The following is a 19,348-nucleotide window of genomic DNA, read 5'->3' on the forward strand; positions in this document are numbered from 1 at the left end:
CAGGGCTTTACAGCACCATGCGAACAATTTCGATGTTGCCTAACTCTTCGTACAGCGTTTCCACCTGATCGATATGGGTCGCGGTGATGGTGATGGAAACGGAATGGTAGTTGCCTTTGCTGCTCGGTTTAACCTGCGGAGTGTAATCCCCGGGAGCATGGCGCTGCACCACTTCAACCACCTGGTCTACCAACTCGGGCTGTGCCAGGCCCATCACCTTGTAGGTGAATGAACAAGGGAATTCGAGCAGTTCGTTCAGTTTAGTTTTCATGTGCGCTCCAGAAAGGGTGCCGTCACGGTGGTGGTGACAGTAGGGGATGCTAAAAATTATAACTCCCGACCAGGCGGGAGTTAATGTTAATCAATAGATGGGGGCAAAAAGGCCGTTTTCAAGGCTTAGCCAAACCAGTGGTGGAACATCAGCTTGATGTAATCCACGATGCGGCTGAAGAACCCGCCTTCTTTTACTTCGTTAAGCACTACCAGCGGGCGCTGGTCAATCGTCTTGCCGTCCAACTGGAAGTTGATGCTGCCAACCACCTGGTTTTTCGCCAGCGGCGCGTGGATTTCGGTGTTGTTCAGCACATAGCTGGCTTTCAGATCTTTCATGCGGCCGCGCGGGATGGTCAGGTAGACATCTTTATCCACCCCCAGCTCCACGCGATCGCTGTCGCCGAACCATACCGGCTCGGAGGCGAATTCTTTACCGGCTTTCAGCGGTGCGACGGTTTCGAAGAAGCGGAAGCCCCAGGTCAGCAGCTTTTTGCTCTCGGTTTCGCGGCCTTTGAAGGTGCGCCCGCCTAAAACTGCGGAGATCAGGCGCATTTGGCCTTCGGTCGCGGAGGCGACCAGGTTGTAGCCCGCGGCCTCGGTATGGCCGGTTTTGATGCCATCCACGTTCAGGCTGGTATCCCACAGCAGGCCGTTACGGTTCATCTGGCGGATATTGTTGAAGGTGAACTCTTTCTCTTTATAGATGGCATATTCATCCGGCACGTCGCGGATCAACGCCTGGCCGATCAGCGCCATATCGCGCGCAGAGCTGAATTGGCCTTCTGCATCCAGGCCGTGCACGGTCTGGAAGTGGGTGTTCTGCAGGCCCAGTTGTTTAACGTAGGTGTTCATCAGGTTAACGAACGCATCCTGGCTGCCGGCGACGTAGTCGGCCATGGCCACACAGGCATCGTTACCGGATTGCAGGTTGATGCCGCGGATCAGTTTAGAGACCGGTACGCGATCGCCGGGTTTGAGGAACATCAGCGAAGAGCCTTTGAACACGGGGTTACCGGTCGCCCAGGCATCCTGGCCGATGGAGACGACGTCATCCTGGCCGATTTTGCCGGACTTCAGCGCCTGGCCGATGACATAGCTGGTCATCATTTTGGTCAGGCTGGCAGGATCGCGCCGGGCATCGGCGTTGGATTCGGCCAGCACTTTACCGGAGTTGTAATCGATCAGGATATACGATGCCGCGTCAATCTGCGGGACACCCGGGATCATGGTTTTAAGGTTAACGTCATCAGCCTGCGCAACGGAAGAGGCGCTCATCGCGATAACGGTGCCGAGCGCTATGCTCTTGATTAAGCGAAAAGAAGTTAAATGTTTCATGATCGGGACTACGACATCCGTGAAAGTAAGTTAAAAAACGAGCCACACTATAACAGATGGGATCCCGGCAGGCATCAGGCATTCGTGCAGCAGCGTTGGGGTTTCCCCGTTTTAGCTGCAAGAAAATGTTTCAGCTAAAGAACGGCTTGCTGGGCCTGTAGCCTGCCGGGCATCTTGATTCAGGGGGCGGCGATAATAAATGATTGCTGCTGGGCTTGCGTGGCGAGCCGTTGCTGCAGTTGTTCTGCCTGTTGGCGGCTGCTAAATGGCCCCATCTGGACGCGGTACATCGCACCGCTGGCGGAAACCTTGCCGGGCACGCCGAACTGCTGGCTCAGCTTTTGCTGCCAGGCTTGCGCCCGCTCTGCGTTGCTCAATGCGCCAACCTGCACGACATAGCCGCCGGTGCTGTTGCTCACCGCCGGTGCTGCCACCGGTGCGGCCGCGGCTGCCGGTGCCGGGCTGCTCACAGGAGCCGGTTGCGGCTCGGCGCTTTCCAGCACGCCTGCCGGCAGGGCGCTTGGCGCCCCCAGGAAGCCGCTGCGGCCGTTGCCGCCGTTCAGGGTGCTGTTGTCTATCGGGCGCACGGCGGTGTTGTCAGCCACGGGCGTTTCCTGTTGCATTGGGGTGCCCATGGCGCTGCTGCCCAGGTCTGGGCGGGCGGGCAGCGCATAGCTTTGTTTGGCGACCACGGTGCCGATGGTGCCTGGGCCGCTCAGCGTGCCATCCGGAGCGACGTTGATGAAATCAACCTTCACTTTGGTGTTATTGGACAGGTTGAGGCGCTCGGCCGCCGCCTTGGACAAATCGATAATCCGCCCTGGGGTATAAGGCCCGCGATCGTTAACCCGCACCACCAGTTGGCGGCCGTTGGCCAGGTTGGTGACGCGCACGTAGCTTGGGATTGGCAGCGTTGGGTGTGCCGCCGTTAAGGCGTTGGGATCAAACTGTTCGCCGATGGCGGTGCTGTTGCCGTTGGCTTCTTCGCCATACCAAGAGGCCAGGCCGCTTTGGCTGAAGTTTTGCGGATCTTTGATGATACGGTAAGTGTCGCCATTAACCTTATAATCCTGCAGCGTGCCAGGGTTATAGGGTTCATAGTGAGGCTCCACGCCGCCGATTTCCACCACCGGCCCGTTGTATGGCTGCGGCGGCGCCTGCTGTTCTGTGGTCGTGGTGGTACAGGCTGCAAGCAGCATTGCCGATACCACGACCCCTAGCCATTCCTTACGCATTGCACACCTCTTATAAACTTTTAGACAGCATTTTCCGATGCGTGTGGATCGACATCACGATGCCGAACCCAGCCATCAACACAATCAGCGCCGAACCGCCGTAGCTCACCAGAGGCAAAGGTACGCCAACTACCGGTAAAATGCCACTGACCATACCAATGTTAACAAACACATAGACGAAGAGAATCAGCATCAGGCCGCCCACCATCACGCGGCCGAAGGTTGTCTGCGCCTTGGCCGCAATGATCAGGCCGCGCAGGATAACCAGCAGGTACAGCGCCAGCAGCACCAGAACGCCAATCAGGCCGAGCTCTTCCGCCAGCACGGCGAAGATAAAGTCGGTATGGCGTTCAGGCAAAAATTCTAACTGGGATTGGGTGCCGTGCAGCCAGCCTTTGCCCGACAGGCCGCCGGAGCCGATGGCGATTTTCGACTGGATAATGTGGTAGCCGGCGCCGAGCGGATCGCTTTCCGGATCGAGCAGCATCATCACGCGCGCGCGCTGATAATCATGCATCAGGAAAAACCACAGCACCGGGACAAACGCGGCCACCAACAGGGCGGCAACGGCGATCAGTTTCCAACTCATGCCGGAGAGGAACAGCACGAACAGGCCGGAGGCGGCGATCAGGATCGCGGTGCCGAGATCGGGCTGGGCGGCCACCAACAGGGTGGGCAGGAAAATCAGCACCAGCGCAATACCGGTGTTTTTCAGCGATGGCGGGCAAACGTCACGGTTCATAAAGCGCGCCACCATCAGCGGCACGGCGATTTTGGCTATTTCCGAAGGCTGAAAGCGCACGAAGCCCAGATCCAGCCAGCGCTGCGCGCCCTTACTGATCTGGCCGAAGGCATCGACCAGAATCAGCAGGAAAACGCAAAAGATATACAAATAGGGCGCCCAGCTTTCATATACCCGGGGCGGGATCTGCGCCATGACCGCCATCACAATCAGCCCCATCAGGATCTGGCCGATTTTTCGCTCCATCATGCCGATATCCTGGCCGCTGGCGCTCCACATCACAAAGGCGCTGTATACCAGCAGCGCCAGGATGAACAGGAGAAACGTGGGGTCGATATGGATTTTGGTCCAGATCGTGCCTTTTTGTTGACTGTCAGTCATGATCCGTTAGTCACCTTCTGTACCGAGCGGGACAGGCGCCGCGACCGGTAGTTGCGTATTGTTATCGCCCAGCAGGATGTGGTCGAGGATCTGGCGGGTGATGGTACCCACCGCCGGGCCAGAACCGCCGTTTTCCAGAATAATGGCGACTGATACTGTCGGGTTATCGTAAGGCGCAAAGGCGGTCATCAGCTTGTGATCGCGCAGGTGCTCCGCCAGCTTATGTGCGTTATAGGTTTCATAGCCGAATACCTGTGCGGTACCCGATTTTGCCGCGGCTTTGTACGGTGTGCCTTCAAAATACTTGCGCGCCGTGCCGTTAGGCCGGTTGGCCACGCCGTACATACCGTCTTTGGCGATTTCCCAGAAGCCGGAGTGAATGTCGCCAATCTGCGTATGCTGTTCCTGGGCATAGGGCACCTGTTCGCCGTTGACCCGGGTGGCCTGCAGCAAGTGCGGCACCTTGACACTGCCGTCGTTAATCAGCGTATTCAGCGCTTTGGACATTTGGATCGGGGTGGCGGTCCAGTAGCCCTGGCCGATGCCCACCGGGATGGTATCCCCCTGATACCACGGTTTCTTGAAGCGCTTGAGCTTCCATTCGCGCGTCGGCATCAGCCCGGAACGCTCTTCGGACAGATCGATACCGGTGTATTGCCCGTAGCCGAATTTGGTCAGCCATTCGGACAGACGATCGATGCCCATGTCGTAGGCCACCTGGTAAAAGAAGGTATCGGCGGATTCCTCCAGCGCTTTGGTCACGTTAAGGCGGCCATGGCCCCATTTTTTCCAGTCGCGGAAGCGTTTTTCAGAGCCGGGCAACTGCCACCAGCCGGGATCGAACACCACGGTGTTTTTGGTGATCACCCCGGCGCTGAGCGCCGAGACGGAGATATAAGGTTTCACCGTGGAAGCCGGCGGATAAACCCCCTGCGTGGCGCGGTTGATCAGCGGGCGATTGGGATCGTTCAGCAACCCCTGATAGTCCTTGCTTGATATGCCGTCCACAAACAGGTTGGGATCGTAGCTTGGCGTGGAAACCAGCGCCAGAATACCGCCGGTGCGTGGATCGCTCACCACCACGGCCGCGCGGCTGTTCACCAGCAGCTGTTCAATATAACGCTGCAGGTTGAGATCCAGCGTCAGGTAGATATCCTGCCCGGCGGAAGGCGGCTGTTCATGCAACTGGCGGATGACCCGGCCGCGGTTATTCACCTCGACTTCTTCATAGCCGGTTTTACCATGCAACACGTCTTCGTAATAGCGTTCAATGCCCAGTTTGCCGATGTCATGCGTGGCGGCGTAATTGGCCAGCTTGCCGTCTTTATCCAGCCGTTCCACGTCGCGATCGTTAATTTTCGATACGTAGCCGATGACGTGGGTGAGCGCCGAACCGTAAGGGTAATAGCGGCGCTGGTAGCCTTTTACCTCAACGCCGGGGAAGCGGAACTGGTTGACGGCAAAGCGCGCGACCTGCACTTCGGTGAGCGCCGTTTTTACCGGGATGGAAACAAAGCGGCGTGAGCGCTTGCGTTCTTTTTCAAAGTTGGCGATGTCTTCATCGGTCAGATCGACGATGGGCCGCAGCGCCTGCAGCGTGGCTTTCAGATCGTCGACCTTTTCCGGCATCAGTTCCAACTGATAAATGGTGCGGTTAAGCGCCAGCGGGGTGCCGTTACGATCGTAAATAATGCCGCGGCTGGGCGCGATCGGCACCAGCTTGATACGGTTCTCATTGGAACGGGTTCGGTAATCTTCAAAGCGCAGGATCTGCAGGTTATACAGATTGGCGATCAGAATGCCTGTCAGCACCAGAATGACAAAGAACGCCACCAGGGCGCGGCGTACAAACAGGGCTGATTCAGCCGTATAGTCGCGAAAAGGGTTGCGTTCTATTTTCATCCCGCTGCTTTATTCACTCTGTCACGGTCATCACCGGTTACTCCCGATGATAAGGATGATTTGTTGTTATGCTCCAGGCGCGGTACAGGCTTTCGGCAACCAGTACGCGCACTAACGGATGGGGCAGCGTCAGCGGCGACAGCGACCAGCTTTGCTCTGCCGCGGCCTTGCAGGCAGGCGCCAACCCTTCCGGGCCGCCGATCAACAGGCTGACGTTGCGGCCATCCTGCTTCCAACGCTCAAGCTGCTGCGCCAACTGCGGCGTTTCCCACGGGGTGCCGGGGATATCCAGCGTGACGATGCGGTTGCCCTTGCCGACGGCGGCCAACATTTGCTCGCCTTCCTTTTCCAGTATGCGTTTGATATCGGCATTTTTGCCGCGTTTGCCCGCCGGGATCTCGGTCAGCTCAAACGGCATATCTTTGGGAAAGCGGTGCAGATAATCCATAAAGCCGGTGTGCACCCAGTCCGGCATTTTGGTGCCGACGGCGACCAGTTGCAATTTCACCGTTTAACTCCAGAGCTTTTCCAGTTCATACAGGCGGCGGCTGTCTTCCTGCATCACGTGCACGATCACATCGCCCAGATCCACGACCACCCAGTCAGAAATGTTCTGGCCTTCTACACCCAAAGGGATCAAGCCGGCAGCGCGGGATTCCTGTACAACGTGATCGGCAATGGACATCACATGGCGGCTGGAGTTACCGGTGCAGATGATCATGCAGTCGGTGATACTGGATTTACCCTGAACGTTCAGAGCGACAATGTCTTGGCCTTTCAGGTCATCAATCTTATCGATGACGAAGTCTTGGAGCGCTTTACCTTGCAAAGGTTCCCCCTCTGGTGTTTTTTGTTCATTCAGCGTAGGCAGGCTACCACCTGCACACGGCCAATATTCATGGTAATCGGCAGAACGCAGCCGTTGGACGCGGGCGAGCCAGTGTTGCCAAGCCTTCCAGCCGTTACCGGAAAAATAGCGGCGCAGTATAGCATGCACCTTTGGCTAACGATATAAACCCTGCAACTCGATATAGCGTTGCACCGAACGGGGCAGCAGATCGTCGCAACTGATGCCCTGGTGCCGCCGATCGCGGATCTCGGTGGCGGAAATATCCAGCAATGGCGTGTCCGCCAGATAGATGGCGCCCTGCGGCCATTGGCGCAATAAGGCGCTGTCCGTCACCTGGTGTTGTTCCAGCCACTGTTGCAGCGCCGGCGTATCCATGTGGTTGCGGTAGCCCGGGCGCGCCAGCACCAGCAGATGACAGTAGGTTAACAGATCCTGCCAGCGGTGCCACTTGTGCAATGTCAGCAATGAGTCTTGGCCGATAATAAACGCCAGTGGTTGGGCGGCGCCGCGTTGTTTGCGGATCGCCTCCAGCGTTTCAATGGTATAGGAAGGGGTGGTGCGGTGCAGTTCGCGATCGTCAACGGTGAACAGCGGGTTATCGGCAATCGCCAGTTCAACCATTTTCAAACGCTGCCGGGCATTGGCTTCCGGCTGCGGCCGGTGCGGCGGCACATGGTTTGGCAATAGCGTAACCTGCTTCAGCCCGACTTTTTCCGCCAGCGCTTCAACCGGGCGCAGGTGGCCGTAGTGGATCGGATCAAACGTGCCGCCGAACAGGGCGTGCAGCGTGGTGATGGGTTCTGCGTTATCAGACATCAGAAAGACTCGTGGCCAAAGGTTTGCCGCACAGCAGCATCGACAGGGTTTCCAATTCCGGCCAGACGGTCTGACCATAGTCCTGCTTCAGGGTCAGTTCCACCTGCGCCAGCAGGTGCACGGCCTGTTGCAACTGGACCCCGGACAGGCGCTGCAGCGCCTGAGTGATCAGATTGCGGCGGTTCTGCCACACTTTGTGCTGATCGAACAGCGTGCGCAACGGCGTGGTCGCCATGCGCCGTTGCAGCGTCAGTAACAGCAGTAATTCACGCTGCAGGGTGCGCAGCAGGATCGCCGGTTCGGCGTCTTCCTGCTGCAACTGGCGCAGAATATGCCAGGCGCGTTTGCTTTTCCCCGCCAGCAGGGCATCCAGCCAGTGATAGGGGGTGAAGTGGGCGGCATCGTTCACCGCCTGCTCAACGCGGGGCAGCGGCAGTTTGCCGTCCGGGTACAGCAGTGCCAGGCGTTCCAGCGCCTGCGCCAGCGCCAGCAGGTTGCCTTCATAGCAATAGCACAGCAGCTGATTGGCGGCATCGTCGAGCTCCAGCCCCATGGCTTTGGCGCGCGCGGCGACCCAGCGGGGCAACTGTGCCTGCTCAGGCGTTTGGCAGACTACGTATGCGCCCTTGGGCGCCAGTGCCTTGAACCAGGCGCTGTTCTCTTGTGCTTTGGTCAGGCGCGGGCCGCGCAGGATCAGCAGAATGTCATCGTGAAGTAGCCCGGCCAGTTTGACCAGTTGTTCGCCGATCGGCGCTGTTGGGCCGCTATCCGGGAAGATCAGCAGCAGCGTCTGGCGGCTGGCGAACAGGCTCATTGACTGGCACAGGTTAAAAATGGCGCCCCAGTCGGTATGGGGATCAAGCGTGATGCTGTAATGCTCGCTGAACTGTTGCTGCTGCGCCGCCTGGCGGATTAAATCCTGGCTCTCTTGCAGCAGCAGCGGTTCATTTCCGCTTAACACATAACAAGCGCGCAACCCCTCACGGAGTTGCGCGGCAAGTTGTTCTGGATAGAGGCGGGTCATGGGGCTACGCGGCTTTCCGCTTTGTTAGCGGCGGCCTTATGCTGAGCGTCTTCCTCGGCGGCATGCACCGACAGCAGTTTACGCACCAGCTGCTGGGCAGCCTGCTCACGCATTTCCTGCAGGATGATTTCCTGCTCGGAATCTTTCGCCAGCGCGGTCAGCGGGTTATCGAAGAAAGAGCGGAACACGCTAATGTTGAGCGGATAAACATCGTGGCCAGGGATTAACACCTGGGCGCTGACATTCATCACCAACTGGTATTCCGCGGTTTTCCCATCCTGGAAGATAGAAACCGTATCCTGGCCCACGGTGGAACCCGTGATGCGCAGGGAAGGAATATCCTTGCGCATCGCGTCTTTGACAATGGTCACATCATTCAGGCGCAGTTGTTCACGCACGGCGCGGGTTAGCGGCCCGTAAGGATCGTAGCTGTCCAGCAGCATGGTTTTCATTTCAGCCGGGATCTGCGTGGTGCCGCGCAGGTGGAAACCACAGCCGGCGGTGACCAGCACCGCCAACCCCAGCAACAACGTGATAATACGATGTCGCACAACGCCTCCTTGTTTAACCCACAACCAGGTTAAGCAGTTTGCCTGGAATATAGATCACCTTACGCACGGTAACCCCTTCCAGATATTTCGCCACCAGATGTTCCTCTGCAGCGCGTTCGCGTACCTGCTGTTCGGTTGCATCGGCCGGCACGGTGATTCTGGCGCGGACTTTACCGTTAACCTGTACCACCACCAGTTTGGAGTCTTCAACCATCGCGGCTTCATCAGCCACAGGCCATGGTGCGGTGTCGATATCGCCTTCGCCGCCCAGCGCTTGCCACAGGCTGAAACTGAAGTGTGGCGTGAACGGATACAGCATGCGCACCACGGCCAGCAGCGCTTCCTGCATCAGGGCGCGATCCTGTTCGCTTTCCAGCGGCGCACGGCCCAGTTTGTTCATCAGCTCCATAATCGCTGCGATAGCGGTGTTGAAGGTCTGGCGGCGGCCGATATCGTCGGTCACTTTGGCGATGGTTTTGTGCAGATCGCGGCGCAGCGCTTTTTGATCTTCATTCAGCGCGGCAACGTCCAATGCCTGAACGACGCCGTTACCGGTGTGATCGTAAGCCAGTTTCCAGACGCGCTTCAGGAAGCGGTTTGCCCCTTCGACGCCGGATTCCTGCCATTCGAGGGTCATTTCCGCCGGTGAGGCGAACATCATGAACAGGCGCACGGTGTCCGCACCGTATTTTTCTACCATCTCTTGTGGGTCGATGCCGTTATTTTTCGACTTCGACATTTTGCTCATGCCGGCATAGACCACGTCACGGCCCTGTTTGTCGGTCGCCTTGACGATACGGCCTTTGTCATCGTGCTCGACGGTCACGTCAACCGGGGAAACCCAAATGCGTTCGCCGCTGTTGCCGATGTAATAGAAGGCATCTGCCAGCACCATCCCCTGGCACAGCAGGCGTTTGGCCGGCTCGTCGGAATCCACAAGGCCGGCATCGCGCATCAGCTTGTGGAAGAAGCGGAAATACATCAGGTGCATGATTGCGTGTTCGATACCGCCCACGTACTGATCCACCGGCAGCCAGTAGTTGGCCGCGGCCGGATCGAGCATACCTTTGTCGTACTGTGGGCAGGTGTAGCGCGCATAGTACCAGGAGGATTCCATAAAGGTATCGAAGGTATCGGTTTCACGCAGCGCTGGCTGCCCATTGACGGTAGTTTTCGCCCATTCTGGATCGGCTTTGATCGGGCTGGTGATGCCGTCCATCACCACGTCTTCAGGCAGGATCACCGGCAGTTGATCTTCCGGGGTCGGTATTACGGTACCGTCTTCCAGCGTGACCATTGGGATCGGCGCGCCCCAGTAACGCTGGCGGGAAACGCCCCAGTCACGCAGGCGGTAGTTAACCTTGCGTTGGCCCACGCCCTGCGCCACCAGTTTATCGGCGATGGCGTTGAAGCCGGCTTCGTGATCCAGCCCATCAAACTCGCCGGAGTTGAACAGCGTGCCTTTATCGGTCATCGCCGCCTGGCTGACGTCCGGCGCGCTGCCGTCCAGATTACGGATCACGGGTTTGATGGTCAGGCCATATTTGCTGGCGAACTCCCAGTCGCGCTGGTCATGGGCTGGAACCGCCATGACCGCGCCGGTGCCATATTCCATCAGCACGAAGTTGGCTACCCAGATCGGCAACTTTTCACCGTTCAGCGGGTGGATGGCATACAGGCCGGTGGCCATGCCTTTTTTCTCCATGGTGGCCATTTCCGCTTCGGCAACCTTGGTATTGCGGCACTCTTCGATGAAGGCGGCCAGTTCCGGATTGTTGGCGGCACCCTGCTGTGCCAACGGGTGGCCGGCGGCAACGGCCACGTAGGTGGCGCCCATAAAGGTATCCGGGCGGGTGGTGTAAACCGTTACTTTCTCATCGCTGCTGGCGACATCAAAGGTGATTTCAACCCCTTCGGAGCGGCCAATCCAGTTGCGCTGCATGGTTTTCACCTGCTCCGGCCAGCTTTCAAGCGTGTCCAGATCGTTGAGCAGTTGATCGGCGTAAGCGGTGATTTTGATGAACCACTGTGGGATTTCTTTGCGCTCGACCTTGGTGTCGCAGCGCCAGCAGCAGCCGTCGATAACCTGTTCGTTGGCCAGTACGGTCAGATCGTGCGGGCACCAGTTCACCGCAGAGGTTTTCTTGTAAACCAGGCCTTTTTCATACAGCTTGGTGAAGAACCACTGTTCCCAGCGGTAATAGTCGGGTTTGCAGGTGGCGATCTCGCGATCCCAGTCATAGCCGAAACCCAGCAGTTTCAGCTGGTTCTTCATGTATTCAATGTTGTCGTAAGTCCACGGCGCCGGCGCCGTATTGTGTTTTACCGCAGCACCTTCCGCCGGTAGACCGAATGCATCCCAGCCAATCGGCTGCAGCACGTTTTTACCCAGCATGCGCTGGTAACGCGAGATGACGTCACCGATAGTGTAGTTACGTACGTGCCCCATGTGCAGGCGCCCGGATGGGTACGGCAGCATCGACAGGCAGTAGTACTTTTCCTTGCTGGGATCTTCGGTAACTTTGAATGTTTGCTTCTCTTGCCAGTGAAGCTGTACGTTCGGCTCTATGTCTTCTGGACGGTATTGCTCTTGCATGGCGGCTGGTGGTCCTATAGGTGTAAAACACTATACCTTCTGCCTTCGCGCACGCAGCCTGACTGGCCGCGCCTTGAAGCCCATCGGGTATAAATCCGTAGCTTTTGGTTTATAGATAGATCCGCATAGCATAGCTGATAAGGGCTCTTGGCAACAACACTAAGCGTTTCTGTGCCGCCGGATTTAAAAATCCCCGCTACGATCGGGTTCACATTTGTACAATTGTGCCGCAAGCGAGTGACATCAGTAATTTACGGCTAAAATGGTAGGGGGTAACGTAGGAAGACAATCCTGTCGCACCGCTTCACGAGGAGAGACTATGAACAAGGTAACTGAGCATTACCGGGAATTGCTGTCATCACTCACGGAACGTTTGAAGGCGGGGGAACGTGATATTGATGCATTGGTCGCCAGCGCCGAACAGCGGCTGAACGCCGCCGGGGATATGACGCGTACCGAGATCGCACAGCTTACCCAGGCCGTCCGGCGCGATCTGGAAGAGTTCGCCAGAAGCTACGGCGAGAACCAGGAAGATTTTACCGACAGCGTTTTTATGCGGGTGATTAAAGAGAGCCTGTGGCAGGAGTTGGCGGATATCACCGATAAAACCCAGCTTGAGTGGCGGGAAGTGTTCAAAGACGTGAGCCACCACGGGGTTTATCACAGCGGCGAGGTGGTCGGGCTGGGCAATCTGGTGTGTGAGAAATGCCATTATCATCTGGCTTTTTACACGCCGGAGGTGTTGCCGCTCTGCCCAAAATGCGGGCATGACCAGTTCCAGAGGCGGCCGTTTGAGCCTTGAGCCCTCACCCCAACCCTCTCCCGCAGGGAGAGGGAGCAGCCCGGCGTTGTGGGCCGGTGGGGTGACTAAAACTCGCCTGGCGAAGCTAAAGTGATGGCTGTTCTGCGGCATGTATCGTCGCACCGGCCTGTTTTTTCTCTCGGGGGTTATGTAGTTGCACGGTCCAGTTCCCTCTCCCTTGGGGAGAGGGCTAGGGTGAGGGGGAAAATGAGCTTAAGGTCGGTTCCCTCTCTCGGTGAGTAGGTAGCCGCACGGTTCGGTTCCCTCTCCCTTGGGGAGAGGGCTAGGGTGAGGGGGAAAATGAGCTTAAGGTTGGTTCCTTCTCTCGGTGGGTAGGTAGCCGCACGGTTCGGTTCCCTCTCCCTAGGGGAGAGGGCTAGGGTGAGGGGGAAAAGGAGCTTAAGGCCGGTTCCCTCTCTCGGTGGGTAGATAGTTGCACCGGCCGGTTCCCTCTCCCTTGGGGAGAGGGCTAGGGTGAGGGGAAAATGAGCTTAAGGCCGGTTCCCTCTCTCAGTGGGTAGGTAGTCGCACTGGTCGGTTCCCTCTCCCTTGGGGAGAGGGCTAGGGTGAGGGGAAGCCGGTTCAATAACGGGAAACGCACTCCACCAGTAAATCTACAAAGCCGGCGCGATCGATATGCGTCAAAACCTCCACATTGGCCGGCTTGCCGTTTTGCCGGAACTCATCCGCTACTGTCTGGCCCAGGGTATACTCTCCCTTGGTTTCCACACCCACCCAAAGCTGGCGGCTGTTGAACAGCGCCGGCGCCAGCAGCCAGGCGATGGTGCAGGGATCGTGCATGGCGGCGCCCGGCAGGCCGCGCGGGTGCTGAAGATAAAGCGGCAGATAGAAATCCAGCATTTCAGCTACCGCCGTGGCGACCGGGTTGCCGATGGCGCGGATGCGTTCGGCTTCTTGCGGCAACACCAGCGCCTGATGAGTTACGTTAAGGCCGGCCATCACCAGCGGAACGCCAGACTGCAGGACGATTTCGGCGGCTTCCGGATCCACATAAATATTAAACTCAGCCACCGGCGTGGCGTTGCCGGCGTGTATCCCGCCGCCCATAAACACAATCTGCTCGATGCGCGGCTTCAGTTCGCTACGCTGGGCCAGCAGCAGGGCTATATTGGTCATTGGGCCGGTGACCACCAGCGTTATCGGCACCGGCGCGCTGCGCAGCAGGCTGGCGATCAGCTCTACCGCGCTCTGCTTCACCGGGCTGCAGCCCGGCGTTGGCAGGTGAGTATTGCCCATGCCGGTTTTACCATGGACATGTTCGGCGATCACCAGTTCGCGCATCAGCGGTTTGGCCGCGCCGGCGGCGACGGGAATATCCGTGCGCTGCATCAGCGTCAGCAAGCCGAGGGTATTGTGCAGCGTTTTTTCCGGCGTTTGGTTGCCGGCGGAGGTGGTGACGGCTTTTACATCCAGCGAGGGTGAACGCAGCGCCATCGCCAGGGCAATGGCGTCATCAAGGCCGGGATCGCAATCGATAATAATCGGGCGGGGCATCTGTTATCTCCTTGGCCGGGTTACCTCAGCAGCATAACGCTCATGGGCACGGCGTTTTTCTTCCTCAATCGGGTTGGTTGGGGCAGCATAACAAAAGCAAGCGCCCCATAGGGGGCGCTTGAAGAGAGCGATCAGTGCAGGATTTTCGCCAGGAAATCTTTGGCGCGGTCAGATTCCGGGTTGGTGAAGAAATCATCTTTTTTACGGTCTTCGACGATTTTGCCCTCGTCCATAAAGATCACGCGGTGCGCCACTTTGCGGGCAAAGCCCATTTCGTGGGTGACCACCATCATGGTCATGCCTTCCTGCGCCAGCTCAACCATTACGTCCAGCACTTCGTTGATCATTTCTGGATCCAGTGCCGAAGTGGGTTCGTCGAACAGCATGGCGATAGGATCCATACACAACGCGCGTGCAATCGCCACGCGCTGTTGCTGGCCGCCGGAAAGTTGCGCCGGGTACTTATCCGCATGCGTCGACAAGCCAACGCGCTGCAGCAGCTTCAGGCCCTTGTCGCGTGCGGCGGCCTTATCGCGTTTGAGAACCTTCACCTGCGCCAGGATCAGGTTTTCGATGATCGACAGGTGTGGGAACAGTTCAAAATGCTGGAACACCATGCCGACCTTGGAACGCAGATGCGCCAGGTTGGTTTTTTTATCGTTCACCTGCGTGCCGTTCACCAGGATTTCCCCTTTCTGAATCGGCTCCAGGCCATTGACGGTTTTAATCAGGGTAGACTTGCCCGAGCCGGAAGGACCGCAGACGACGACTACCTCACCTTTTTTTACTTCCGTGGAGCAATCAGTCAGCACCTGAAAGTGGCCATACCATTTAGAAACGTTTTTCAGGGAAATCATCAAACTGTCCTTTTCTTCAAATAGCTTACCAACGCCGAGGCGGCAAGGCTGATAACAAAATAGACGAGACCGACGAACAGGATCATTTCAACCTGCGTGCCGTCGCGCTCGCCAATCGTCGTGGCGGTGCGGAAGAAATCCGCCAGGCTCAGCACATACACCAGTGAGGTATCCTGGAATAGCACGATGCCCTGCGTCAGCAGCAGCGGCACCATGGCGCGGAACGCCTGCGGCAGGATAACCAGCTGCATCGATTGCCAGTGGGTCATACCCAGCGCCAGGGCGGCTGAAGATTGGCCACGGGAGATGCTCTGGATACCGGCACGGATAATTTCCGAATAATAAGCCGCTTCAAACAGGGAAAAGGCTACCATAGCCGAAATCAGGCGAATATCGGTTTTCGGCGACAGTCCCAGAACCTGTTGCAAAAAGCTCGGCACCACCAGGTAGAACCACAGCAGCACCATCACCAGGGGCACGGAGCGGAACAGGTTGACGTACAGCATCGCGAACCAACTGATCGGCTTGAACGGCGACAAACGCATCACCGCCAGAATCGTGCCCCAGATGATACCGAAAATCACCGCCGTAACGGTAATTTTCAGCGTGACGCCCAGCCCCTGTAACAGGTAAGGGAAGCTTGGGACAATGGAACCCCAATCAAATTCGTACATTATTTACTCCCCATGTTGCCTGGCAACCGCACTTTCTGTTCGACGAAACGCATGATTATCATAATGACGGCGTTAATGCCGATATAAGCCAGCGTGATTGCAGTAAAGGATTCATAGGCGTGCGCGGAGTAATCGAGCAACTTATTGGCCTGTGCGGCCATATCCACCAGCCCGATCGTTGAGGCGATGGCGGAGTTCTTCACCAGGTTCAGCATTTCAGAGGTAATGGGCGGCACGATAACGCGGTAGGCGTTCGGCAGCAGCACATAACGGTAGGTTTGCGGCAACGTCAGGCCCATGGCGAGCCCGGCGGCTTTCTGGCCGCGCGGCAATGACTGGATGGCGGCGCGAACCTGTTCGCACACGCGTGCTGCGGTAAACAGCCCCAGGCAGACGGTTGAGCAAACGAAGAACTGCGTGTTGGGGTCGATCTCGGTTTTAAACCACATGCCGATATCCACCGGCAGCAGTTCCGGAACCACCAGATACCAAATGAAGAATTGCACAATCAGCGGTACGTTACGGAACAGCTCCACGTAACAGGTACCCAGGGAAGAAAGAAAGCGGTTAGGCACGGTTCGCAGAATACCGAACAGGGAACCGACAAAAAAAGCGATGATCCAAGCACAGATGGAGAGAGCTACCGTCACCTGGAAGCCGGACCACAGCCAGCCAAGGTAGGTGGTATTCCCAAACGGGGCCTGCTGCAGGAAGATACCCCAGTTCCAATCTATTGACATAAAAAACTCCGTTAAGCGGGCACAGAGCACCCCAAACATTGATGACTTACAGTATTTTTGGCCTTTTGCCGCCAGTTGGGTTTTCCTGGCTTATTGGCGAAATGCCGATAGTGAGTAAAACGGGGAAAAGCGGGAGGGGAACGGCCCCCCGCATGCCTGTCTGTCCCAGCCATCAACCAGGCCAGCCAGGTTTGTGGCCTGGCCGGCGCTGTTTTTCAACTTACTGAACTGCTTTATCGTTAGGTGCTTTGAACAGTTGTTTCATGTCGTCGGACAGTTCGAAATTCATGTTAAGGTTTTTTGGTGGAATCGGTTGTTGGAACCATTTATCAAACCATTTGGCGGCTTCACCGGAGGTTTGCGCCTGGGCGATGGTGTCATCAACCAGTTTTTTGAACTGCGGATCGTCTTTGCGCAGCATACAGCCATAGGCTTCTTTGGATTGCGGCGTGCCGACAATCACCCAGTCACCCGGTTTTTTCGCTTTTGCACGTTCACCGGCCAGCAGGGCGTCATCCATCATGAAGGCAACCGCACGGCCGCTTTCCAACGTACGGAAAGAGTCGCCATGATCTTTGGCGCTGATAATGCGCATCTTCATTTTGTCGTTGTCGTTCAGCTTGTTCAGCAGAATTTCAGAGGTGGTGCCGGAGGTAACGACCACGGTTTTGCCGGCCAGGTCTTTAAAGTCTTTGATGTCGGAGCCTTTTTTCACCAGCAGGCGGGTACCGATCTCAAAGATGGTATTGGAGAAGGCCGCCTGTTGCTGGCGCTCCAGGTTGTTGGTGGTGGAACCGCACTCGTAGTCGTACGTGCCGTTTTGCAGCAGCGGGATACGGTTTTGCGAGGTGATAGGCAGCATTTTCACCTGCAGGTTGGGTTCGTTCAGTTCTTTCTTGATGGCATCAACGATCAGGTTGGAATACTCCTGGGAGTAGCCCACCACTTTCTGTTGGTTGTCGTAATAGGAGAAAGGTACTGACGATTCGCGGTGACCAACAACAATCACGCCGTTGTCTTTAATCTTTTTAAGCGTACCGGTCAGCTCTTCCGCATGGGCGACGCTACTTGCCATACCGATCAGCAGTAACGATAACGCCAATTTACGCATTTGCATGGTCCAACTCCTTTGCTGTTGTGATGGCTTTGGCTAAAACGCGCCAAGTTTCAACGGTTGCTTTTTGCTCTGTTATAAAGATAGCCCTGGAGCAGATTACCGTTTGAAAATAGTCGATTGTGAACAGGTTGAAACTAAAATGTTTCGTTTTTTGCGACATCAAGCGCACCAAATTAATGCATAAAAGGCGTTCGGCACCAATAAAGTGCATGCTGTGCTCCGGCATTGTGCTAATTGGCCGTTAAATGTCACCAAAAGTAAACCTGCGATAAATCACGAGATAACTAAAGCAAGGAGTGTGCCAGCCTTGCTGGTTGTACGGGGCGGGAGACGCCTGCAGGTGCCTTCACAGGCGGATTTGCGCATGGCAGGCACAGTGCGCTGTGCCTGCCTGCGGGTTAACGGTTGCCGCGGCGCCAGCCGGCGATCAGCGCCAGCGCGCCCAGCAGGGCGGTGATGATCCAGACGGGCATTGCACCAAAACGGGCATAGGGCGTGATGCCGCGGGTGGGGGTCACGTTGACATCCAGTACGCCACGGGTGAACTGCGGGATACTGGCCATCACTTCGCCGGTTGGCCCGACGGCGGCGGTGATGCCGTTGTTGGTGCTGCGCAACAGCGGGCGGCCCAATTCCAACGCGCGCATGCGCGCCATCTGGAAATGCTGCCACGGGCCGATCGAATGGCCAAACCAGGCATCGTTGGAGATGGTCAGCAGGAAGTCGGTATCGGGGCGGAAGTTATCGCGCACCTGTTGGCCCAGCACAATCTCATAGCAAATCGCCGCCGTCAGCTTGAGCCCCCGCACGCTCAGCGCTGGCTGCACGTAAGCACCGCGGCTGAAAGAGGACATCGGCAAATCAAAGAACGGCGCCAGCGGCCGCAGCAGGGTTTCCAGCGGCACAAACTCGCCGAAAGGAACCAGATGGTGCTTATCGTAGCGGTTTTGCGCCGGGTAACGGTATGGCGTTGGTTCACCGAGCACAATGGCGCTGTTGAAGATCTGGTTGCCCTGCGGCGTGGCCCGCACATCGACAATGCCGGTCACCAGGCTGCTGTTTTTCGCCCGCATCAGATCGTCCACCATGGTCAGGAAACCATTCTGTGCGGCTTCGTAATCCGGGATAGCCGATTCCGGCCAGATGATGATCGGCGCTTTTCCCATCAGGGGGCGGGTTTCGTCGAGGTAGGTTTGCAGCGTGCTGACCAGCGCCTGCGGATCCCACTTCATTGACTGGGCGATGTTGCCCTGCACCATGGCGATGTTGACGGCTTTTTCCGGCTGCGGGGTAAACCACTGCAACTGGCGCAGCGGCCAGGGCAGCAGCAGCATGGCGGCGGCGACGATCGCCGGGATGAGCCGCCGTTGGTTGCAGGCATAAACCAGTACCCCGCTGAGCGACACCAGAATAAAGGTAATCCCTTCAACCCCCAACAATGGGGCCACGCCTTTCAGCGGCCCATTGATTTGGCTGTAGCCAAACTGCAGCCAGGGGAAGCCGGTCAACACCCAACCGCGCAGGAATTCGGTAAGCTGCCACAGGGCCGGCGCGGCGAGCGCCAGCCGCCAGAGGTTGGTACGCGGCCAGAGGCGCGCCAACAGCCCGGCGAACAGGCCGGTGTATAAAGACAGATAGGCCGCCAGCAGCGCCACCAGGAAGATATTGACGGCAAACGGCATGCCGCCGAAATCGGCGATGCTGACGTAAACCCAGTTGACGCCGCTGCCGAACAGCCCCAGCCCCCAGATAAAACCAAGCAGGGCCGCTTGCCGGGGCGAGCGGGACAGGGTGACGGCCAACAGGCCAAACAGGGCGACGATGGCGGCAGGCCAGAAATCATACGGCGAGAAGGCCAACGTGCCGCAGGCACCAGACAACAGCGCCAGCAGGGCGCGAACCCGCTGGCGTTCAAGTAGAGAGGCTTTAGCCATGTGA

Annotated in this window: 19 protein-coding genes; 1 reads left to right on the forward strand and 18 read right to left on the reverse strand. The window is 57.5% G+C overall.

Going from position 1 to position 19,348, the window contains the following annotated elements; all coding sequences use genetic code 11:
- Positions 1-7: 7 nt before the first annotated feature.
- The 11 genes from ybeD to leuS all read right to left on the reverse strand — a co-directional run bounded on the left by ybeD (position 8) and on the right by leuS (position 11,705).
- On the reverse strand, positions 8-271 hold the full coding sequence (ybeD, locus tag ABFX35_RS02090; protein ID WP_279023944.1) for a DUF493 family protein YbeD: 264 nt from the start codon (positions 269-271) through the stop codon (positions 8-10).
- A 125-nt stretch (positions 272-396) separates the two neighbouring features.
- The gene (dacA, locus tag ABFX35_RS02095) at positions 397-1,608 is read right to left on the reverse strand and encodes a D-alanyl-D-alanine carboxypeptidase DacA (RefSeq protein WP_346078901.1); all 1,212 of its coding nucleotides are present in this window, start codon (positions 1,606-1,608) and stop codon (positions 397-399) included.
- 179 nt (positions 1,609-1,787) lie between these two features.
- Positions 1,788-2,843 carry an endolytic peptidoglycan transglycosylase RlpA gene (gene rlpA, locus ABFX35_RS02100; RefSeq protein WP_279023948.1) on the reverse strand — a complete coding sequence of 352 codons (1,056 nt, stop codon included), beginning with the start codon at positions 2,841-2,843 and terminating at the stop codon, positions 1,788-1,790.
- 10 nt (positions 2,844-2,853) lie between these two features.
- Positions 2,854-3,966 carry a peptidoglycan glycosyltransferase MrdB gene (gene mrdB / locus ABFX35_RS02105; RefSeq protein WP_095845491.1) on the reverse strand — a complete coding sequence of 371 codons (1,113 nt, stop codon included), beginning with the start codon at positions 3,964-3,966 and terminating at the stop codon, positions 2,854-2,856.
- 6 nt (positions 3,967-3,972) lie between these two features.
- The gene (gene mrdA / locus ABFX35_RS02110; protein ID WP_346078903.1) at positions 3,973-5,868 is read right to left on the reverse strand and encodes a peptidoglycan DD-transpeptidase MrdA; all 1,896 of its coding nucleotides are present in this window, start codon (positions 5,866-5,868) and stop codon (positions 3,973-3,975) included.
- Between the two features lie 37 nt (positions 5,869-5,905).
- Entirely contained in the window at positions 5,906-6,376 is a 471-nt protein-coding gene (gene rlmH, locus ABFX35_RS02115; protein WP_095845489.1) for a 23S rRNA (pseudouridine(1915)-N(3))-methyltransferase RlmH, read from the reverse strand.
- A 3-nt stretch (positions 6,377-6,379) separates the two neighbouring features.
- The gene (gene rsfS, locus ABFX35_RS02120) at positions 6,380-6,697 is read right to left on the reverse strand and encodes a ribosome silencing factor (RefSeq protein ID WP_279023954.1); all 318 of its coding nucleotides are present in this window, start codon (positions 6,695-6,697) and stop codon (positions 6,380-6,382) included.
- Between the two features lie 174 nt (positions 6,698-6,871).
- Positions 6,872-7,534 (reverse strand): nicotinate-nucleotide adenylyltransferase, encoded by a 663-nt coding sequence (gene nadD, locus ABFX35_RS02125; RefSeq protein WP_346078905.1) that lies wholly within the window; start codon positions 7,532-7,534, stop codon positions 6,872-6,874.
- On the reverse strand, positions 7,527-8,558 hold the full coding sequence (gene holA, locus ABFX35_RS02130) for a DNA polymerase III subunit delta (RefSeq protein WP_346078907.1): 1,032 nt from the start codon (positions 8,556-8,558) through the stop codon (positions 7,527-7,529). The genes nadD and holA overlap by 8 nt, the downstream gene beginning before the upstream one ends.
- Positions 8,555-9,109, reverse strand: coding sequence for an LPS assembly lipoprotein LptE (gene lptE, locus ABFX35_RS02135; protein ID WP_279023960.1), 555 nt, complete (start codon positions 9,107-9,109; stop codon positions 8,555-8,557). Before lptE ends, holA begins: the two co-directional genes overlap by 4 nt.
- A 13-nt stretch (positions 9,110-9,122) precedes the next feature.
- Positions 9,123-11,705, reverse strand: coding sequence for a leucine--tRNA ligase (gene leuS, locus ABFX35_RS02140; protein WP_346078909.1), 2,583 nt, complete (start codon positions 11,703-11,705; stop codon positions 9,123-9,125).
- Between the two features lie 319 nt (positions 11,706-12,024).
- On the opposite strand from leuS, the gene ABFX35_RS02145 reads away from it, so the two are divergent.
- The gene (locus ABFX35_RS02145; protein WP_095845483.1) at positions 12,025-12,507 is read left to right on the forward strand and encodes a zinc ribbon-containing protein; all 483 of its coding nucleotides are present in this window, start codon (positions 12,025-12,027) and stop codon (positions 12,505-12,507) included.
- A 582-nt stretch (positions 12,508-13,089) separates the two neighbouring features.
- Here the strand turns inward: ABFX35_RS02145 and rihA are convergent.
- The 7 genes from rihA to lnt form a co-directional block, all read right to left on the reverse strand.
- Positions 13,090-14,022, reverse strand: a complete 933-nt coding sequence (gene rihA, locus ABFX35_RS02150) for a pyrimidine-specific ribonucleoside hydrolase RihA (protein WP_346078912.1) — start codon at positions 14,020-14,022, stop codon at positions 13,090-13,092.
- A gap of 131 nt (positions 14,023-14,153) precedes the next feature.
- Positions 14,154-14,879, reverse strand: coding sequence for an amino acid ABC transporter ATP-binding protein (locus tag ABFX35_RS02155; protein ID WP_121554801.1), 726 nt, complete (start codon positions 14,877-14,879; stop codon positions 14,154-14,156).
- Positions 14,879-15,553, reverse strand: a complete 675-nt coding sequence (gene gltK, locus ABFX35_RS02160) for a glutamate/aspartate ABC transporter permease GltK (protein WP_279023967.1) — start codon at positions 15,551-15,553, stop codon at positions 14,879-14,881. The genes ABFX35_RS02155 and gltK overlap by 1 nt, the downstream gene beginning before the upstream one ends.
- Positions 15,553-16,293 carry an amino acid ABC transporter permease gene (locus tag ABFX35_RS02165; RefSeq protein ID WP_095845479.1) on the reverse strand — a complete coding sequence of 247 codons (741 nt, stop codon included), beginning with the start codon at positions 16,291-16,293 and terminating at the stop codon, positions 15,553-15,555. The genes gltK and ABFX35_RS02165 overlap by 1 nt, the downstream gene beginning before the upstream one ends.
- 220 nt (positions 16,294-16,513) lie before the next feature.
- Positions 16,514-17,410, reverse strand: a complete 897-nt coding sequence (locus ABFX35_RS02170) for an amino acid ABC transporter substrate-binding protein (RefSeq protein ID WP_279023969.1) — start codon at positions 17,408-17,410, stop codon at positions 16,514-16,516.
- Complete coding sequence (locus ABFX35_RS02175; protein WP_279023971.1) at positions 17,397-17,621, reverse strand: hypothetical protein; 225 nt, start codon at positions 17,619-17,621, stop codon at positions 17,397-17,399. Before ABFX35_RS02175 ends, ABFX35_RS02170 begins: the two co-directional genes overlap by 14 nt.
- Before the next feature lie 187 nt (positions 17,622-17,808).
- Positions 17,809-19,344 carry an apolipoprotein N-acyltransferase gene (gene lnt, locus ABFX35_RS02180; RefSeq protein ID WP_346078916.1) on the reverse strand — a complete coding sequence of 512 codons (1,536 nt, stop codon included), beginning with the start codon at positions 19,342-19,344 and terminating at the stop codon, positions 17,809-17,811.
- Positions 19,345-19,348 lie beyond the last annotated feature (4 nt).

It is taken from the genome of Gibbsiella dentisursi, assembly GCF_039539505.1.
Classification (GTDB): domain Bacteria; phylum Pseudomonadota; class Gammaproteobacteria; order Enterobacterales; family Enterobacteriaceae; genus Gibbsiella; species Gibbsiella quercinecans.